Annotated in this window: 18 protein-coding genes and 2 riboswitches; of the genes, 13 read left to right on the forward strand and 5 right to left on the reverse strand. The window is 36.3% G+C overall.

Annotated features, from left to right (window positions below; genetic code table 11):
* Nucleotides 1-13 precede the first annotated feature (13 nt).
* The 4 genes from rpmG to glcK all read left to right on the forward strand — a co-directional run bounded on the left by rpmG (nt 14) and on the right by glcK (nt 2,153).
* Nucleotides 14-163, forward strand: a complete 150-nt coding sequence (rpmG, locus tag ACUN0F_RS11650) for a 50S ribosomal protein L33 (protein WP_001265616.1) — start codon at nt 14-16, stop codon at nt 161-163.
* Between the two features lie 104 nt (nt 164-267).
* Entirely contained in the window at nt 268-846 is a 579-nt protein-coding gene (locus ACUN0F_RS11655; RefSeq protein WP_001206435.1) for a 5-formyltetrahydrofolate cyclo-ligase, read from the forward strand.
* 103 nt (nt 847-949) lie between these two features.
* The gene (locus ACUN0F_RS11660) at nt 950-1,150 is read left to right on the forward strand and encodes a YqgQ family protein (RefSeq protein WP_000253699.1); all 201 of its coding nucleotides are present in this window, start codon (nt 950-952) and stop codon (nt 1,148-1,150) included.
* A gap of 19 nt (nt 1,151-1,169) precedes the next feature.
* A complete protein-coding gene (gene glcK / locus ACUN0F_RS11665; protein WP_000391711.1) occupies nt 1,170-2,153 on the forward strand; it encodes a glucokinase in 984 nt (327 codons plus the stop codon).
* Between the two features lie 80 nt (nt 2,154-2,233).
* Here glcK and ACUN0F_RS11670 read toward each other — a convergent pair whose 3' ends face one another.
* Nucleotides 2,234-2,407, reverse strand: coding sequence for a DUF2759 domain-containing protein (locus tag ACUN0F_RS11670; protein WP_000524847.1), 174 nt, complete (start codon nt 2,405-2,407; stop codon nt 2,234-2,236).
* Nucleotides 2,408-2,577: 170 nt separating this feature from the next.
* Here ACUN0F_RS11670 and ACUN0F_RS11675 point away from each other — a divergent pair, with 170 nt between their 5' ends.
* Nucleotides 2,578-3,207, forward strand: a complete 630-nt coding sequence (locus ACUN0F_RS11675; RefSeq protein ID WP_445539515.1) for an MBL fold metallo-hydrolase — start codon at nt 2,578-2,580, stop codon at nt 3,205-3,207.
* Between the two features lie 9 nt (nt 3,208-3,216).
* Nucleotides 3,217-4,329, forward strand: a complete 1,113-nt coding sequence (locus ACUN0F_RS11680) for a class I SAM-dependent methyltransferase (protein WP_002008530.1) — start codon at nt 3,217-3,219, stop codon at nt 4,327-4,329.
* Nucleotides 4,330-4,481: 152 nt separating this feature from the next.
* On the opposite strand, the gene ACUN0F_RS11685 is transcribed toward ACUN0F_RS11680, so the two are convergent.
* The 4 genes from ACUN0F_RS11685 to metI all read right to left on the reverse strand — a co-directional run bounded on the left by ACUN0F_RS11685 (nt 4,482) and on the right by metI (nt 8,153).
* On the reverse strand, nt 4,482-4,772 hold the full coding sequence (locus tag ACUN0F_RS11685) for an ArsR/SmtB family transcription factor (protein ID WP_000894375.1): 291 nt from the start codon (nt 4,770-4,772) through the stop codon (nt 4,482-4,484).
* A gap of 433 nt (nt 4,773-5,205) precedes the next feature.
* Nucleotides 5,206-5,718, reverse strand: coding sequence for a cysteine hydrolase family protein (locus ACUN0F_RS11690; RefSeq protein WP_000379163.1), 513 nt, complete (start codon nt 5,716-5,718; stop codon nt 5,206-5,208).
* A gap of 162 nt (nt 5,719-5,880) precedes the next feature.
* The gene (gene metC / locus ACUN0F_RS11695) at nt 5,881-7,044 is read right to left on the reverse strand and encodes a cystathionine beta-lyase (protein ID WP_000122285.1); all 1,164 of its coding nucleotides are present in this window, start codon (nt 7,042-7,044) and stop codon (nt 5,881-5,883) included.
* Nucleotides 7,041-8,153, reverse strand: a complete 1,113-nt coding sequence (gene metI, locus ACUN0F_RS11700) for a cystathionine gamma-synthase/O-acetylhomoserine thiolyase (protein ID WP_000103901.1) — start codon at nt 8,151-8,153, stop codon at nt 7,041-7,043. The genes metC and metI overlap by 4 nt, the downstream gene beginning before the upstream one ends.
* 94 nt (nt 8,154-8,247) lie before the next feature.
* A riboswitch (SAM riboswitch) is annotated at nt 8,248-8,357 on the reverse strand.
* Nucleotides 8,358-8,560: 203 nt separating this feature from the next.
* Nucleotides 8,561-8,670, forward strand: a riboswitch (SAM riboswitch).
* Between the two features lie 71 nt (nt 8,671-8,741).
* Here metI and ACUN0F_RS11705 point away from each other — a divergent pair.
* The 7 genes from ACUN0F_RS11705 to ACUN0F_RS11735 all read left to right on the forward strand — a co-directional run bounded on the left by ACUN0F_RS11705 (nt 8,742) and on the right by ACUN0F_RS11735 (nt 17,877).
* Nucleotides 8,742-10,574: a bifunctional homocysteine S-methyltransferase/methylenetetrahydrofolate reductase gene (locus ACUN0F_RS11705; RefSeq protein ID WP_000770341.1), complete on the forward strand. Its 1,833-nt coding sequence runs from the start codon at nt 8,742-8,744 to the stop codon at nt 10,572-10,574.
* Nucleotides 10,574-13,972 (forward strand): methionine synthase, encoded by a 3,399-nt coding sequence (gene metH, locus ACUN0F_RS11710; protein ID WP_445539516.1) that lies wholly within the window; start codon nt 10,574-10,576, stop codon nt 13,970-13,972. The genes ACUN0F_RS11705 and metH overlap by 1 nt, the downstream gene beginning before the upstream one ends.
* 18 nt (nt 13,973-13,990) lie before the next feature.
* Nucleotides 13,991-15,049 (forward strand): undecaprenyldiphospho-muramoylpentapeptide beta-N-acetylglucosaminyltransferase, encoded by a 1,059-nt coding sequence (gene murG, locus ACUN0F_RS11715; RefSeq protein ID WP_445539517.1) that lies wholly within the window; start codon nt 13,991-13,993, stop codon nt 15,047-15,049.
* 96 nt (nt 15,050-15,145) lie between these two features.
* Nucleotides 15,146-15,406, forward strand: a complete 261-nt coding sequence (locus ACUN0F_RS11720) for a DUF3966 domain-containing protein (protein WP_000817963.1) — start codon at nt 15,146-15,148, stop codon at nt 15,404-15,406.
* Nucleotides 15,407-15,501: 95 nt separating this feature from the next.
* On the forward strand, nt 15,502-15,876 hold the full coding sequence (locus ACUN0F_RS11725) for a nucleoside 2-deoxyribosyltransferase (RefSeq protein ID WP_088123399.1): 375 nt from the start codon (nt 15,502-15,504) through the stop codon (nt 15,874-15,876).
* A 79-nt stretch (nt 15,877-15,955) separates the two neighbouring features.
* A complete protein-coding gene (locus ACUN0F_RS11730) occupies nt 15,956-16,444 on the forward strand; it encodes a hypothetical protein (protein ID WP_000764277.1) in 489 nt (162 codons plus the stop codon).
* 78 nt (nt 16,445-16,522) lie between these two features.
* Nucleotides 16,523-17,877 (forward strand): IS3 family transposase gene (locus ACUN0F_RS11735; protein WP_445539518.1). Its coding sequence is split into 2 segments (ribosomal slippage): nt 16,523-16,976 and nt 16,976-17,877, totalling 1,356 coding nucleotides; the frame shifts between segments, so codons are not numbered across the junction.
* The last annotated feature ends 22 nt before the right edge of the window (nt 17,878-17,899 follow it).

Below are 17,899 nucleotides of genomic sequence, written 5' to 3' on the forward strand. Positions count from 1 at the left end.
GGAGGGAATAAGAATGCGTGTGAATATTACTCTAGCATGTACAGAATGCGGAGATCGTAACTATATCTCAAAGAAAAACAAACGTAACAACGCTGAGCGTATCGAGCTTAAAAAGTATTGCAAGCGTGACAAGAAGTCTACGTTACACCGTGAAACAAAGTAAGCAGTAGGAATATTTTCCTACTGTTTCTTTTTTTATTCGATTCCTCTGTTAAAAGTGATACACTATCATCGTAGAGAAAAGTATCACTGTGAGGGGGAAAGTGTGTGAGAGAAGAGAAAGTACGTTTACGTAAACAAATAATAGAGCACATGAATTCTTTATCAGAAGAACGGTATACAACTTTATCAGAGCAAATTGCATTTTCGTTGTATGCGCAAAAAGAGTGGGCTGAAGCTAAAACAGTTGGAATCACTCTCTCAATGGAAAATGAAGTGAATACATATGCTATTATCGAAAAAGCTTGGGAAGAAGGAAAGAAAGTTGTTGTTCCAAAGTGTAATAAAGAAACACGAACAATGTCTTTCCGGCAAATTAGTAATTTTGATCAATTAGAAATAGTGTATATGAATTTACGTGAACCAATTCCAGCGCGTACGGAAGAAGTGAATGCAGATGACATTGATCTTCAAATCGTGCCAGGTGTAGCTTATACAGAACGAGGAGAACGGATTGGATATGGCGGTGGGTATTATGATCGTTATCTCTTGCATTATAAAGGGAAAACGCTATCATTAGCTTATAGTTTTCAAATAGTAGAACATATTCCAGTAGAGCCGTTTGATAAAAACGTAGAAAAAATTATTACAGAAAAAGGAACAATGGTTAAAAATGGGCTTGTATAGACAAATAAAAATTGACGAGACTTTTTCTTCTTGATTATAATAAAATATGTGAACGTTTTCTTATTATAATTTTTTATAGTAAGTGAGCATAGAGGGTGATAAAATGGTATCTATTTATGATATTCAGCAATTGCTAAAGAAATTTGGTACGATTATTTATACGGGTGATAGAATTGCAGATTTACAATTAATGCAAGATGAATTGCGTGAATTAAATCAATCACAGTTAATCGATCCACAAGACTATCAAACAGCTTTATTTTTATTGAAGCAAGAAATTCAAAAAGAGCTAAATAAGAATTAGATAAAGGTAGGTAAGCAACATGGAAGAGAAATGGTTAGTTGGGGTTGACCTTGGTGGTACAACAATTAAATTAGCATTTATTAATGTGTACGGTGAAATTTTACATAAGTGGGAAATCCCTACGAATACAAATGAGCAAGGAAAACATATTACGCTTGATGTAGCGAAAGCTATTGATAAAAAGTTAGAAGAGTTAGGTGAATTAAAAAGCAAGTTAATCGGTATTGGTATGGGAGCTCCTGGTCCTGTACACGTGGCGTCTGGAATGATTTATGAAGCGGTCAATTTAGGATGGAAAAACTATCCGTTAAAAGATTTATTAGAAGTAGAAACAGGATTACCTGTTGTTATTGATAATGATGCAAACTTAGCAGCGCTTGGTGAAATGTGGAAAGGTGCTGGTGAAGGAGCAAAAGATTTAATCTGTATGACACTTGGCACTGGTGTTGGTGGTGGTGTAATCGCCAATGGTGAGATTGTACACGGCGTAAGCGGAGCTGCTGGTGAGATTGGACATATTACAGTAGTTACAGAGAATGCTTTCCCATGTAATTGCGGGAAGTCTGGTTGCTTAGAAACTGTAGCATCTGCAACGGGTATTGTGCGTGTTGCTATGCAAAAAATACAAGAGACTAATAAAGAGAGTGTTCTACGTTCTATGTTAGCAGAAGAAGGGCGTATTACATCAAAAGATGTGTTTGAAGCACTTGGACAAGGTGACGAGCTAGCAGGCGAAGTAGTAGAAAAAGTAGCTTCTTATTTAGGGTTAGCTGTAGCGAACCTTGCTAGTACGTTGAACCCAGAGAAAATTGTTATTGGCGGGGGCGTGTCTAAAGCTGGAGATGCACTATTAGAGCCAATTCAACGTTATTTCGAGCAATATGCTTTCTCACGTGCTGTAAAGAGCACAAAGTTAGCGATTGCAATACTTGGTAATGATGCAGGTGTTATCGGAGGAGCTTGGCTTGTAAAAAAGCACAAATACGAAGCGAAGATGGTATAAGTTGTGAAATATGAAAAGAGGAAGGGGAAACCCTTCCTCTTTTTGTGTGAAATCTTGATGAAGAATAACATGTAAATGAATTAAGCTGCTGGTGGGTACCCGTTATATAGAACAGTCATGATCGTAAACCATCCGAAAACGAGTACAGTTGCAATTGCAAAGCCGCCCGCGAATAAGTTTTTTTCGCGAAGAGTTCTAAGCGTAGCGAATACAGCTAACAGAGTGACTAGCGCAAAAATAATAACAAGGCCCATACAATATCCTCCTCTGTCTACCCATTCCTCAATATGAGTTTTTAGAATATTAACTCTTTTATATTGTACATGTTTTAAAAATGATTGTCGAGATAGCATCCTTTCTTTTCCTAAGAGAAAAAAATGTTGTATCATTGAAAGTAAGTTTAATAATTGGAGGAGATTTTCATATGAAATGGATACAAATGCCGTTAGGCCCATTACAAACGAATGCTTATATTTTAACGAATGATCAAAATGAGTGTATTATCTTTGATCCTGGTCACGAAGGAGAGAAGCTCGTTACATATTTACAAGAAGAACAATTAAAGCCACTTGCTGTTTTATTAACACATGCTCATTTTGATCATATTGGTGCTGTTGACGCGGTAAGAGACGCTTTTCATATTCCTGTGTACGTACATAAAGAAGAAGCAGATTGGTTAGGCGATGCAACTGTAAATGGCTCTCAAATTTTTATGATGAATCGCAGTATTACAGCAAAACCAGCAGATCATATTATTAATGCAGAAGGTGCATTAGCAATTGGTTCATTTAATTTTGAGATTTTTGAGACGCCAGGACATTCTCCAGGCAGTATTTCTTATTATTGTAAAGAGGCGAATGCTGTATTTTCTGGTGATGTATTGTTCCAAATGAGCATCGGAAGAACAGATTTACCCGGTGGAAGTTTTGCTGAATTGATTGGAAGTATTGAAGAAAAATTATTTGTATTACCAGATGAAACAGTGGTGCTATGTGGACATGGTCCAGAAACAAGCATTGGTTTTGAAAAAGAGAATAATCCATTTTTACAGTAAGGAGCTAGTATGGAGATGGAGCTCATTTTAAAAGAATGGATGGAGAAAGAGAAGGATTATTCAATTTCATATAGTACGTATATGAACCTCGTATTGTACACAGAGGGACATGGCTATTATATGAAGGAACGTGAAAAAATTGGAAGACAAGGGGATTTTTTTACAAGTAGCAACGTATCCTCTGTTTTTGCAAAAACATTTGCTAAGTTTTTTATTCGTCTTGTTGAAAATGGTGAAGTTGCTCCGAATATTTGTGAGATTGGTGGGGGAACAGGAAGGTTTGCCTATGATGTTTTACAAGAGTGGAAGCAAGTATCTCCAAAAACCTTTATTGATTTAAACTATTCAATGATTGAAATGAGCCCTTTTCATAGAAACTTTCAGCAGAAAAATCTTTGTTCGTTTTCTAATGTGTCGTATTATACGTCGCATAGTGAAATGGGAGAATCATTCGAAGGCGTTCTTTTTTCGAATGAGTTATTTGATGCATTTCCTGTTGAAGTAATTGAGAAGAGAAATGGAATATTGTATGAAGTACGCGTTACGTACACAGAGGAAGGGAAACTCGCAGAAGTATGTAGACCGCTACAGAAAAATATTGGTCGATACTTATTGAAATATAATATTCATCTTGCTGAAGGTCAGCGTTTTGAAGTGCCACTTGCGATGGAAGAATATATAGTAGAAATTGCGAAATGGTTTCAACGAGGTGTATGTATTACCGTTGATTATGGATACACAAAAGAAGAATGGATGCATCCTGCACATCAAGAAGGAAGTTTACGAGGATATTACGAGCATAAGTTAATCCGTAATCCTTTAGAGCATCCAGGTGAAATGGATCTTACTACTCATATTCATTGGGACGAACTGAAAGAGATGTTTAGTCTGCAAGGCATGAATATAGTATGGCATAAGAAGCAATCTGAGTTTTTGTTAGCAGCAGGAATATTAGATCAGCTTACGGGTCACCAAGATCGAAATCCTTTTTCTGAAACTCAAAAACAAAATCGTGCAGTTCGTTCTATGATTTTGAGCGGAGGATTAGGGAGTGCATTTGATGTTGTGATACATACGAAACATATGCAACAGTTACACTTGGATCAGTATTTGAAAATATAAAAAAACAAGACACAGCATATTTCTGTGTCTTGTTTTTTTAATACGACTTTTTAATTATGTAGCATCATATATTTCCTCTCATGATATATATTTATATTAAAGATATGAGATAAAAAATATAAAATACGCCCTTTTTCTCTGTTTATGAGCTCTTAACCTAATAATACGCGAACGAGTTGAATAATTGTCTCGTTTTCTACTTTGTAATAAATTTCCAATCCTTTTCTTTCACTTGAAACGATTTTAGCACTTTTTAATTTTGCTAAATGCTGTGAAATTGTAGATTGTGGCATGTTTAAGCCAGTGTACATTGTAGAAACGTTGCTTGGACCACGTTCAATTAATCCTTTTACAATACATAAGCGAACAGGATGAGCAAGTACTTTCAATAATTCTGCATTGCTTTCATATAGTTCTATTTCTTTTTGAAAGGTTTCTAACATGTTCTTTTCCACCTCCGTGTGAGCTGTTATACCATACTATACATACCAAAAAATTAAAGAAAAGAAAACAGTTGTTGCAGAAAAAAAGTCCTAAAGTAAAGAAATTGTAAGAAAAGAGACCCTGATGTAAATAAAGTAGATAAATTTGCATGGTTTTGTAAAATGACATTTTTGGGTGAAAATTTCGATGCGTTTTAAAAATTGAAAGATATAGATATATTTGTAACACAATTTTATCATGATTTTCTTATTCTTTCAAATGAATATACAAAATTTTTAAAATAATAAGAAAAAGGAATTATAATGTTATATATAGAATATAAAACAGGTTAAAAGAAAGGAAGCTGAATATAGTCAGCTTCTTTATGGTGATAACAAAATATTTGGGTATAGCTGATAAATTTTAGAATTACCAAGACATTAGTTATATATTCTAGAGTTCATCTTTTATCAGCTTTAAAAATCTGCGGTTCCATATGTTCTCATAAAAATCAATTGTCTCTTTTGCGGACATAAATGGATTATTTAACGTAGAGGTTGCTTTCTGTACCATGAAGTTTTCGTATTCTAGTCCATGGGAAAATTTAATCGTAGCATCCATACAGTACTCTGTTTGGGCACCACAAAATTCAATACGGTGTACAGATAATTGTTCTAAAATCTCTTTCAAGTTTGTTTTATAAAATGAATTGGCATGTGTTTTTCTTACAAAAAAATCTTGTTCCTGAACATCTAGATCAGCATGAATAGCCCAAAGTTCTTTTTCGGGTACTAAATCATCGTCACAATGTTGAATAAAAATGATTGGTTTATTTGATTTTCTGTATGAAGAAATTCTTTTATTTACTTTTGTAAGTAAATTTTGTAAATCGAATAAATGCTCTTCGCTATAACATACTCCATTTTGTAAATCGATAACGATTAAAACATCTGCACAAGTATCCATTATTTTTGCCCCCTTATTTACTTCTTAATATATCAATTAATTCATTATTTAGAAATAGATGGTGCTCTTTTGTTTTTTTATGGACTATACGAAAAGTAAAAAATATACTTAACGGTATAAAAAAGAAGATATGAAAACTTAATTTCATATCTTCTGTTCGTTCTATGCATTTACAGGTTCTTCTACATAAGAAAGGGCATTTTCAAAATCGGATATTAAATCGTCAACATTTTCAAGGCCGACAGATAACCGAAGTAATGAATTAGAAATTCCTCTTTCATCACGAGCTTCTTGCGACAGTGCTGCATGTGACATTTTAGCTGGGTAGGAAAGAATCGATTCGACAGCTCCTAAACTAACTGCAAAGACAGGTAATTTTACTTTTGATAAAAATTGGCGGAGTGCGTCTTCTGATTGTAAAGTGAAAGATAGGACAGCTCCGGCTGATGTAGCTTGAGATTGTTGAATATCAAATCCAAGATGTGTTTGTAAGCCAGGATAATAGACATTTTTAACTTTAGCGTGCTCTTGTAAATAATGTGCAATTTTATTGGCGTTTGCAGCTGAATGCTCAAGACGTACATGCAATGTTTTTAGACCGCGAAGTACGAGAGAACAATCTTGAGGACCTAAAATAGCGCCGAATGCATTTTGTAAAAATCCAAGTTTTTGAGCGAGTTCGGCATCTTTTACAACCGCTAATCCGGCAGTAACATCACTATGACCGGCAATGAATTTTGTGGCACTATGAAGAACGACATCGGCGCCAAGATCAAGTGGTTTCTGGAATAGTGGTGTCAAAAATGTATTATCAACAAAAGTAAGGGCGTCAATAGATTTTGCAAGTTTAGAAACAGCACGAATATCTGTCACTTTTAAAAGTGGATTAGAGGGTGTTTCCACATAAAAGAGTTTTGTGTTTGGCTTAATGTTTTGCTTTATTTCTTCTACATTTGTCATATCAACAAATGTATGTGACACACCGTAACGGGAGAGCACTTCAGTTATAATTCGGTAAGTTCCTCCGTATACGTCTTCTGAAATGAGTACGTGATCGCCTTGTGAAAGAAGGAGGAATGCAGTAGAAATCGCTGCAATTCCTGATGCGAAGGCAAATCCCTTTGTTCCTCCTTCTAATAAAGCAATGATATCTTCAAGAGCTTCACGAGTTGGATTACCAGAGCGACTATAGTCATATTTTCCGAACGTATCTACATCAAACTGGTGGAATGTTGATGTATTATAGATGGGAACGTTAACAGCTCCTGTTTGCGAGTCATGTTTATATTGGTTGTGCAGTAAGAGTGTATCTATAGAATAACTCATATTCTTACACCTTCTTTTACAAGTTTAATGGCTTGCTTTAAGTCTTGGATTAAATCGTTACTATTTTCAATGCCAACGGAAAATCGCAGAAGACGATTACATACACCGTTTGCTGTTCTGATTTCTTCAGGAATATCAGCGTGTGTTTGCGTTGCTGGATACGTCATTAAACTTTCAACACCACCAAGACTTTCAGCAAATGTAATTAAGGATAAAGATTGTAAGAATGGATTAATCCATGTTTCATCTTTCAGACGAAATGAGATCATGCCGCCTCTTCCAGGATAAAATACATCTGTCACCCCGTCTTCATCATTTAAATAAGCAACAACTGCTTTTGCATTTTCTTCATGTTGTCTCATGCGAAGCGCTAACGTTTTCATACCACGAATTAATAGCCATGAGTCAAATGGACTTAAGACCGCACCAGAGGCATTATGATAATGAGCGATTTCCTCACAAAGTTCCTTTCCTTTTGCAACGACAAGTCCGCTTAGGACATCGTTATGTCCCCCTAAATATTTCGTTGCGCTATGAAGTACAATGTCGGCACCTTCTGTTAATGGCTGCTGTATATAAGGCGTATAGAATGTGTTGTCTACAATAAGAAGTAGTCCGTGTCTTTTCGCTACAGTTGCGACAGCGGCAATATCAGTAACTTGCATTAACGGATTAGTTGGAGTTTCTATGAAAATAGCTTTCGTTTCAGTTGTGATAGCTTGCTCAATTTGTTTAATAGATTGTGTATTTACGTATCTACATCGAACATTCCACTTTTTTTCGTGCTCAGAAAATAATCGATAAGTGCCCCCGTATAAATCTTCAGATACAATAAGTTCGTCTCCGGAACGGAATAGGGAAAGGACGAGGAGAACAGCTGCCATCCCTGAACTACAGGCATAACCTTGTTCACCGTACTCTAAATCTGCGATTGCCTGCTCTAAAAGACCGCGAGTTGGATTGCCAGTTCGTGAATAGTCAAAGCCAGTAGAGTTACCAATTCCTTCGTGACGATAAGCAGTTGAAAAATAAACAGGTGGGTTAACAGTTCCTGTTGTAGTCTCGCTCCGGTTTCCGATTTGTGCTAGTTTTGTTTCAATAGTTGACATGTGAAAATTCCTCCTTTTTAAATTAACAATTAAGTGAATGTAAAATAAAAAAAGCCTTCTAAAGAAGAAGGCTTTCGGTTTGAATAGAGTCTTCTTCTCATCTGTCAAATCTTTCACAATTTGCTGGAATTAGCACCTTATTAACAAATGTTAATGGTTGCTGAGGCGTCAAAGGGCCAGTCCCTCTACCTCTCTAGATAAGAATGTTCGTATGAAATTTTATTATGTTTTTAACTTTACAACAAAAGATAATTGAATTGCAACTTTATTTTAAATAATTTTTATTTTTCCGCAAGTGTCATTGACTTTTGCATTTGTGCATGCTAAATTTATTAAAAAATTAACAAACATTGTTAAAAGGGGAACGTATTTCCTTTTAGCTACATAAATAAAATAATAAAGACAAACTCTTATTGAGAGCGGTGGAGGGAAAGGCCCTGTGAAACCCGGCAACCTTTAAACGAAATGTTTGAAACGGTGCTAATACCTGCAAAACGAATGTTTTGCATAATAAGAGGAGGAATGATTATGTCCCCCTCTTCAAAGTGAAGAGGGTTTTTTTTATATTGATAGAAATGAGGGAGATTTGTGAAATTACTAGATTTATTATCAAAAGGAATTGTAATAGGTGATGGCGCGGTTGGGACATTATTACATTCACATGGCTTGCAAAGTAGTTTTGAAGAATTGAATATATCTGATCCAGATTTAATTATATCGATTCATAAGCAATATGTAGCTGCTGGGGCTGATGTGATTCAAACAAATACGTACGGAGCGAATGAAGCGAAATTACGTATGTATGGCTTAGAGAATCAAGTTGTTCAAATTAATAAAGCGGCAGTGAAGATTGCGAAAGCATCTGTTACAGATAGAAATGCAATTTTAGGGACAATTGGTGGTATGAAACATATCGGAGCTGTTACAACAACTGATATGGAGCGAGAATTTATGCTACTTGAGCAGGCAAGTGCATTACTAGAAGAACAGGTTGATGGACTGCTATTAGAGACTTTCTATGATGAGTTTGAATTACTTCATGCTGTTCAGGTGTTACGAAAACAAACGAATATTCCAATTGTAGCTCAATTAGCGTTACATGAGGCAGGTACGACTCAAAATGGAAATGATGTAAATGAAATATTAAAGCAGCTTTTAGATTACGGTGCAAATGTCGTTGGATTGAACTGTCAACTAGGGCCACTTCATATGACGGAAGCTTTTAAAATGATATCGATTCCTCAAAATGGCTACTTGTCAGCATATCCAAATGCAGGTCTCCCGAATTATGTGGAGGGACGCTACGTATATGAGGGAAGTCCGGCTTATTTCGAAGCGATGACACCGAAATTTATTGAGCAAGGTATCCGGTTATTGGGTGGTTGTTGTGGCACGACTCCAGAACATATTGAAAGTATGAAACGTGCAATTGCAAATGTTACACCTGTAATAGAAAAGGATACGATTCAAAGACCGAAAGTAGTTCATACACACGAGAAGCGTTCAAAAGCTCATGTCACATTAGCAGAGAAAGCAAAAAAACAAACGACAGTAGTAGTGGAATTAGATCCACCGAAAACGTTAAATACGCAGCGATTTTTTGAAGGAGCAAGAGCATTGAAAAGAGCTGGTGCAGATGCTATTACTCTAGCAGATAATTCATTAGCATCGCCTCGCATCTCGAATATGGCAATGGGGGCATTATTAACGAAGCACGATATTCCGGTATTGACGCACTTAACGTGTAGAGACCATAACGTCATCGGACTACAATCTCATTTACTAGGCCTATCAGCGTTAGGTATGGAAGAAGTGTTAGCTTTAACTGGTGATCCAGCACGCGTTGGTGATTTTCCAGGTGCCACTTCTGTATATGATTTGTCCTCTATTGAGCTCATTAAAATGATTAAAGAAATGAACGACGGGCGCTCGATTTTAGGGAAATCAATTGGTCCAGCAACAAGGTTTTCAGTGGGAGGTGCGTTTAATCCGCATGTAAGACATTTAAAAGCAGCGGTTAAGCGAATGGAACGGAAAATAGATGCTGGAGCGGAATATTTCTTAACGCAGCCAATTTATGATATCGCGTTAATTGAAGAAGTGTATGAAGCGACAAAGCATTTGGAACAACCTATTTTTATTGGGATTATGCCATTAATAAGTAAAAGGAATGCAGATTTCCTTCATTTTGAGGTACCGGGTATTACACTACCTGAAGAAATAAGGGAGAGAATGGATGGACATGAAACGAAAGAGGCAGCAATTGAGGAAGGGATTCGCATTTCACAAGAATTGATCGATGCGGCGATGAAATATTTTAACGGCATTTATCTTATTACACCATTTCTAAAATATGAAATTACAGAACATCTTGTTAAATATGTGAGAGAAAAGCAAGAAGTGAAAGAAGGTATTAACTGATGAAATGTATAGAAGAAAAATTACAAAATAACATCTTAATATTAGATGGTGCAATGGGAACAATGATCCAGCAAGAGGACTTAACTGCGGAAGATTTCGGAGGAGAAGAGTACGAAGGCTGTAATGAATATTTAGTAGAAACAAGGCCTGATGTCATTTTAAAGATTCATAAAGCTTATATTGAAGCTGGAGCGGATATTATTGAAACAAATACATTTGGGGCGACGAATATTGTATTAAGTGATTATGAGTTGTCTCATTTAGATGAGGAATTAAATGAGAAGGCAGCACGTTTAGCGAAGCAAGCGGTCAAAGAAAGCGGGAAGGAAGTATATGTTGCGGGAGCAATGGGGCCGACAACGAAAGCGATTAGTGTTACAGGTGGTGTGACGTTTGAAGAATTAATTGAAGCCTATACACGGCAGGCTAGAGGCTTATTGAATGGCGACGTAGATGTATTACTCGTTGAGACGAGTCAAGATATGCGTAACGTGAAGGCTGCTTATATTGGAATTCAAGCAGCTTTTGATGAGCTAAATAAAATTGTACCTATTATGATTTCAGGAACGATTGAACCGATGGGAACGACTCTGGCCGGGCAAACAATTGAGGCTTTTTACTTATCAGTAGAACATATGAAGCCACTATCTGTTGGATTAAACTGTGCGACTGGTCCGGAGTTTATGAGAGACCATATTCGTTCACTATCTGATTTGTCGGAGTGTTACATTTCTTGTTATCCAAATGCAGGTCTTCCTGATGAAGATGGACATTATCATGAATCTCCATCTTCTCTCGCTGAAAAAGTGAAGCGATTTGCTGAAGAAGGATGGGTTAATATTATCGGGGGTTGTTGTGGCACAACACCAGAACATATAAAAGCAATGAAATCTGCGTTAGCTTCTCTTAAGCCGCGTGAACACCACGAAAGAGATGGACACGGGGTTAGTGGATTAGAGGCACTTCAATATGATGACTCTATGAGACCATTATTTGTTGGTGAAAGAACAAACGTTATTGGGTCACGTAAATTTAAACGATTAGTAGCAGAAGGGAAATTTGAAGAGGCTGCTGAAGTCGCAAGAGCGCAAGTGAAGAAAAATGCTCATATTATTGATATTTGTATGGCAGATCCTGATCGCGATGAAATAGAAGATATGGAAAACTTCTTGGCAGAAGTTACGAAAGTGTTAAAAGTACCAATTATGATTGATTCAACAGATGAAAATGTGATGGAGCGAGCTCTTACTTATATTCAAGGAAAAGCTGTTATTAATTCAATTAATTTAGAAGATGGAGAAGAACGATTTAAAAAAGTGACGCCGCTTCTTCGGAAATATGGTGCTGCTATTGTTGTAGGAACAATTGATGAAGATGGTATGGCGGTTAGTGCAGAACGAAAACTCGAAATCGCGAAAAGAAGTTATGAGTTATTGACGACGAAATATGGTATACGCCCGTCAGATATTATTTTTGATGCACTTGTATTTCCTGTAGGTACAGGTGATGAAGAATATATTGGTTCAGCGGCAGCGACGATAGAAGGAATTCGCCTTATTAAAGAAGCCTTACCAGAGTGTTTAACGATTTTAGGTGTAAGTAACATATCTTTTGGTTTACCACCAGCTGGCCGAGAAGTATTAAATTCCGTCTTTTTATATCATGCAACGAAAGCAGGACTAGATTACGCAATTGTGAATACGGAAAAATTAGAACGGTATGCGTCAATTCCAGAGGAAGAAAAACGTCTTGCTGATGCACTACTTTTTGAAACGACGCAAGAGACGTTAGAAGAATTTACAAATTTTTATCGCGCGGCAAAAAAGAAAGATGTCGTTACCCAAGAAACATTAACTCTTGATGAAAGGCTGGCAAATTACATTGTAGAAGGTACGAAACAAGGACTACAAGAAGATTTAAGCCTTGCACTTACAGAAGGAAGAAAACCTTTGGATATTATTAATGGCCCACTTATGACAGGAATGGATGAGGTGGGACGATTATTTAATAATAATGAGCTTATCGTTGCCGAAGTATTGCAAAGTGCTGAAAGTATGAAAGCTGCCGTAAGCTATTTAGAGCCACATATGGAATCTAGCGAGAGTGCGAAAAAAGGGAAAGTATTATTAGCAACTGTTAAAGGTGACGTACATGATATTGGGAAAAACCTCGTTGAAATTATTTTATCGAATAACGGATATGAGATTATTAATTTAGGAATCAATGTTCGCTCAGATCGAATTGTACAAGAAGTACAAGAAAAGAAGCCTGACATTATTGGCCTTTCTGGTTTATTAGTAAAATCAGCGCAACAAATGGTAACGACTGCTGAAGATTTAAAAGCGGCAAATATTGATATTCCAATCGTTGTAGGCGGGGCAGCGTTAACGAGAAAGTTTACAGATAACCGTATATCCCCATCATATACAGGGCTCGTATGCTATGCGAGTGATGCGATGACTGGTCTTGATATCATTAATAAGCTTCAAAAAGAAGAAGAGCGCGAGAAGATGAAACAAGATAAAAAAGAGCGTCATCTTCATATCGTAAAAAAAGAGGAGAAGAAAGTAGAAATTCCAGCAGTAATTGAACCGTTACCGAAGGCTGAGGTTATGATACCTGATTCAACAAAGCGAATTGTATTACGGGATATCCCAGTTGTACATCTCGCTCCATTTTTAAATAGACAAATGCTACTTGGACATCACCTTGGATTAAAAGGAAATGTGAAGAAGCTTTTGCGAGAGGGAGATAAGAGAGCACACGAATTAAATGATTTAATAGACGAATTATTGCAGGAAGGAAAATCTTGGTTAAAACCGAAAGCGGTGTATCAATTTTTCCCAGCGCAAAGTGACGGACAAAACATTGTAATATATGATCCAGAAGATCATACACGTGTTATAGAGCGTTTCACATTCCCAAGGCAAGGAAAAGCACCATATCGTACTTTAGGTGATTATTTACGACCAGTTGGAGATGAGATGGACTATGTTGCTTTCCTATCTGTTACGGTTGGGGAAGGCGTTCGGGACATTGCTGAAGAGTGGAAGGCGAAGGGTGATTATTTACGCAGTCATGCCATTCAATCGTTAGCGCTTGAACTAGCAGAAGGTCTTGCTGAAAAAACACATATGCTCATTCGTGATCGCTGGGGTATTCCAGATTCATCAGAACTGACGATGGAAGAACGTTTCCGTACGAAATATAGAGGGATACGAGTGTCCTTCGGTTATCCGGCATGTCCAGAACTTGCAGATCAAGAAAAGCTATTTCGCTTAATTCATCCAGAGGAAATAGGTATTTCATTAACGGAAGGATTTATGATGGAGCCAGAAGCGTCTGTAACGGCTATGGTATTTTCTCACCCTGAGGCAAGATATTTTAGTGTATTATAGTGTAGAAGGGGGAGACGTATGAAGAAAATAGTCTTTACAGGTGGCGGTTCGGCAGGGCATGTAACACCTAATTTAGCCATCATTCCACATTTACAAGAACGGAATTGGGATATTTCTTATATTGGTTCTCATCAAGGAATTGAGAAAACGATTATAGAACAGGAAGGCATTCCGTACTATAGTATTTCAAGTGGAAAGCTACGTCGTTATTTTGATTTAAAAAATATAAAAGATCCTTTTCTTGTAATGAAGGGTGTTATGGATGCGTATGTAAGGATTCGAAAACTAAAACCGGATGTGATTTTTTCAAAAGGTGGTTTCGTATCTGTACCAGTCGTAATTGGAGGCTGGCTAAATAGAGTCCCTGTTTTATTACATGAATCTGATATGACGCCAGGACTAGCAAATAAAATTGCGCTCCGTTTTGCTTCGAAAATATTTGTTACATTTGAAGAAGCTGCGAAACATTTACCGAAAGAAAAAGTAATCTATACAGGATCTCCTGTACGTGAAGAAGTGCTAAAGGGAAATCGTGAAAAAGGTTTAGCATTTTTAAGTTTTTCACGTAAAAAGCCAGTTATTACAATTATGGGAGGAAGTTTGGGCGCAAAGAAAATTAATGAAACGGTTCGAGAAGCGTTACCAGAACTTTTGAAAAAATATCAAATTGTTCATCTTTGCGGAAAAGGTAATCTTGATGAAAGCTTACAAAATAAAGAAGGATATAAACAATTTGAATATATACATGGAGAACTGCCAGACATATTAGCGATAACAGATTTTGTTATTTCACGTGCGGGCTCTAATGCCATCTTTGAGTTTTTAACATTGCAAAAGCCGATGGTTTTAATTCCGCTATCGAAATTTGCAAGTCGTGGAGATCAAATACTAAATGCAGAGTCTTTTGAAAGACAAGGATATGCTTCCGTATTGTATGAAGAAGATGTGACTGTGAAATCACTTATAAAGCATGTCGAAGAATTAAATCAAAATAATGAGATGTATAAAACAGCACTAAAAAAATATAATGGAAAAGAAGCAATTCAAACAATCATTCAACATATTTCAGAGGCATGATGAAACAATCATGTCTTTTTTAGTAGGATGAAAGATTCCAAGGATTGATATTTTTATGTTACAATAACAAATGGATTAGTAGGGAAATTCCAATTAATGAAGCGTGAAAATACGAATGGATTAGGAGTGACTGTGTTGGAGCTAAGTCTCTATGAAAATACTGCACTTATTATATGCTTTGTGTTGTACGTTGGTAGTGTTATTGTTTATATTTCAAGGAAATTTTCGCAAGAAAGAGAGCTTGAAAAATCAGAAATAACAGCTGAACTAGAAATGTTAGCTGATGAAAGTTATAAAAAGAAGAAAATAAAAGAAGAGCATGAAGAATCCCATCATTTAAACGCAAATAAGTTTTAAAGAGGGGGATTTTTTTTTTGAAGTCGTTCTTTATTATGTTTATAGCAATTAACGCTAAAAGGAGTTTCCCGTACATAATGAAGGAGTGTATATAAATGAATTTTTATGTCGCCTCAGGATTCCAAAATAAACATCTTGTACGTTCTATAGCAAATGAACTGAAACATGCAGGATGGCACCATACATATGATTGGACAAGAAACGAAAGAGCAGTGAATCAAGATCAATTAAGAGAAATTGGTCAGGCAGAAAAGAATGCTATTAAAGAAGCGGATGTCTTTTTACTTATATTAGATGGCGGAAACGGGAGCCATACAGAGTTTGGAATGGCGATTGCGCTAGAGAAAAAGATATATGTATATCATGAAAGAAACCCGCTTCAAACAACGTTCTATCATTTGCCAGAAATAAATATTTTTGAAGGAGATGCAACTGAATATGCATCTTATGTTATGAATCATGTGAAATAATAGTAACGACCTAAAAGGTTATAAAAGTGATCTTTTGGGAACAGTGATGATAAGAAACGTATATAAAGGAGTATATAATATGAAATTAGAAAATGGATGGGAAACGAGCTTTTTAGAAGTTGTACAAAATAGTGAATTTAAGAAAGGGGCCGTTCTTAGTCAATTGCTTTGTGAGGACAGTGAAGAAGTAGAAGAGCTTGTGGATGATTACGGATATGAAGAGATTATTGAACGCGAACATGATGATGAATTAGCAGAAGTTTTAGGTGAAGAACTTTTCGATGAGATGGAACGACACGTATTCTTATCTTCACAGCCAGAAGAAAAACTTATTTCATTCGTAAATGGATTAGGTTTTCATGTGTTAGATTGGATCGTTCTTCTTGAAACAGAATTTGGCATTGATAGTGTACACTTTACGTCGGACGCCGTGAAAATGTTAGAAAAGCGCTTTAGACAATTTCCATACATAGAGGATAAGACGATATTTGATATGACATTTGGAGAAGCAATGGATGTATTACAATCCATTACAGGATTACAACTGAAGGAAAAGATGAACGTATAATGTAAAAAAAGAACGTGAGGATATGAACTGCACCCCAATTGTTAGACACAGTCTAACAATTGGAGGTGCAGTTTTTCTATGGCTAAATTTACAGCTGATGAAAAAATACAAATCGTTCTACGTTATTTGAACGGAAATGAAAGTTATCGAGAAATGGGTAGAGCGATCGGTATAAGTGGCACAATCATTTTGAATTGGGTAAACCAATATAAGCAAAATGGTGTGGAAGCTTTTCTAAAACGATGTACAAATTACACACAACAATTTAAACTAGACGTACTAAACTTTATGATTGGAAACGGTATGTCCTTATTTGAGACGGCAGCTATCTTTAACATTCCTGCCCCTTCAACGATTTCTGTTTGGAAAAAACAACTGGAAACACAAGGAATTGATGCCCTTCAATCTAAGAAAAAGGGGCGTTTATCCATGAAAAAAGATTCAAATAAACAATTAAAACAAGCTTTAGCTGAAGGGTCAGCCGAAGCACTTGAAGCACGTATTAAACAGCTTGAAATGGAAAATGAGTACTTAAAAAAGTTGAATGCCTTAGTTCAAAACAAGGAAAAATCACAAAACAAGATAAAGCGCAAGTAGTCTATGAATTAAGGCATAAATATTTGGTGAAGGCACTCGTGGAGCTAGCTGGTATTCCACGAAGCACGTATTATGATTTAGTAAAAAAAATGAATCGCCCAGATGTAGACGCCGATTTGAAAGCTGAGATTAAAGCGATTTATGAGGAGAATGAAGGTCGTTATGGTTACCGTCGCATTCGTGATGAATTAACGAATCGTGGTCAGAAAGTGAATCACAAGAAGGTGCAACGCATTATGAAAGAGCTTGGCTTAAAGTGCGTTGTGCGCATGAAGAAATATAAATCTTATAAGGGGAAAGTCGGTAAAATTGCACCCAATATTTTAGAGCGTAATTTTTATGCAGATGCACCGAATCAAAAATGGGTAACAGACATCACAGAGTTTAAATTGTTTGGAGAAAAACTGTATGTATCACCTGTATTAGATTTGTATAATGGTGAAATTATTACCTATACAATTAGTTCTAGACCGACGTATTCGCTTGTTTCAGAGATGTTAGAGAAAGCATTAGAACGTTTACCTGAAAACCACCAGCTATTGATGCATTCGGATCAAGGATGGCATTATCAAATGAGACAGTACGTCCGTACACTTGAATCAAGAGCTATCGTACAGAGTATGTCTCGAAAAGGAAACTGTTACGACAACGCAGTAATAGAGAATTTCTTTGGGATTATGAAGTCGGAGTTCCTCTATATAAAAGAATTTGAATGTATTGAGCATTTTAAAATAGAATTAGAAAAATATATAGATTATTATAATACGAAACGGATTAAGACAAAATTAAAAATGAGCCCGGTACAATACCGGACTCATTTTGATCAAGCTGCCTAATGAAATAACCGTGTCTAATTTT

It is taken from the genome of Bacillus sp. 1A (genome assembly GCF_052682215.1).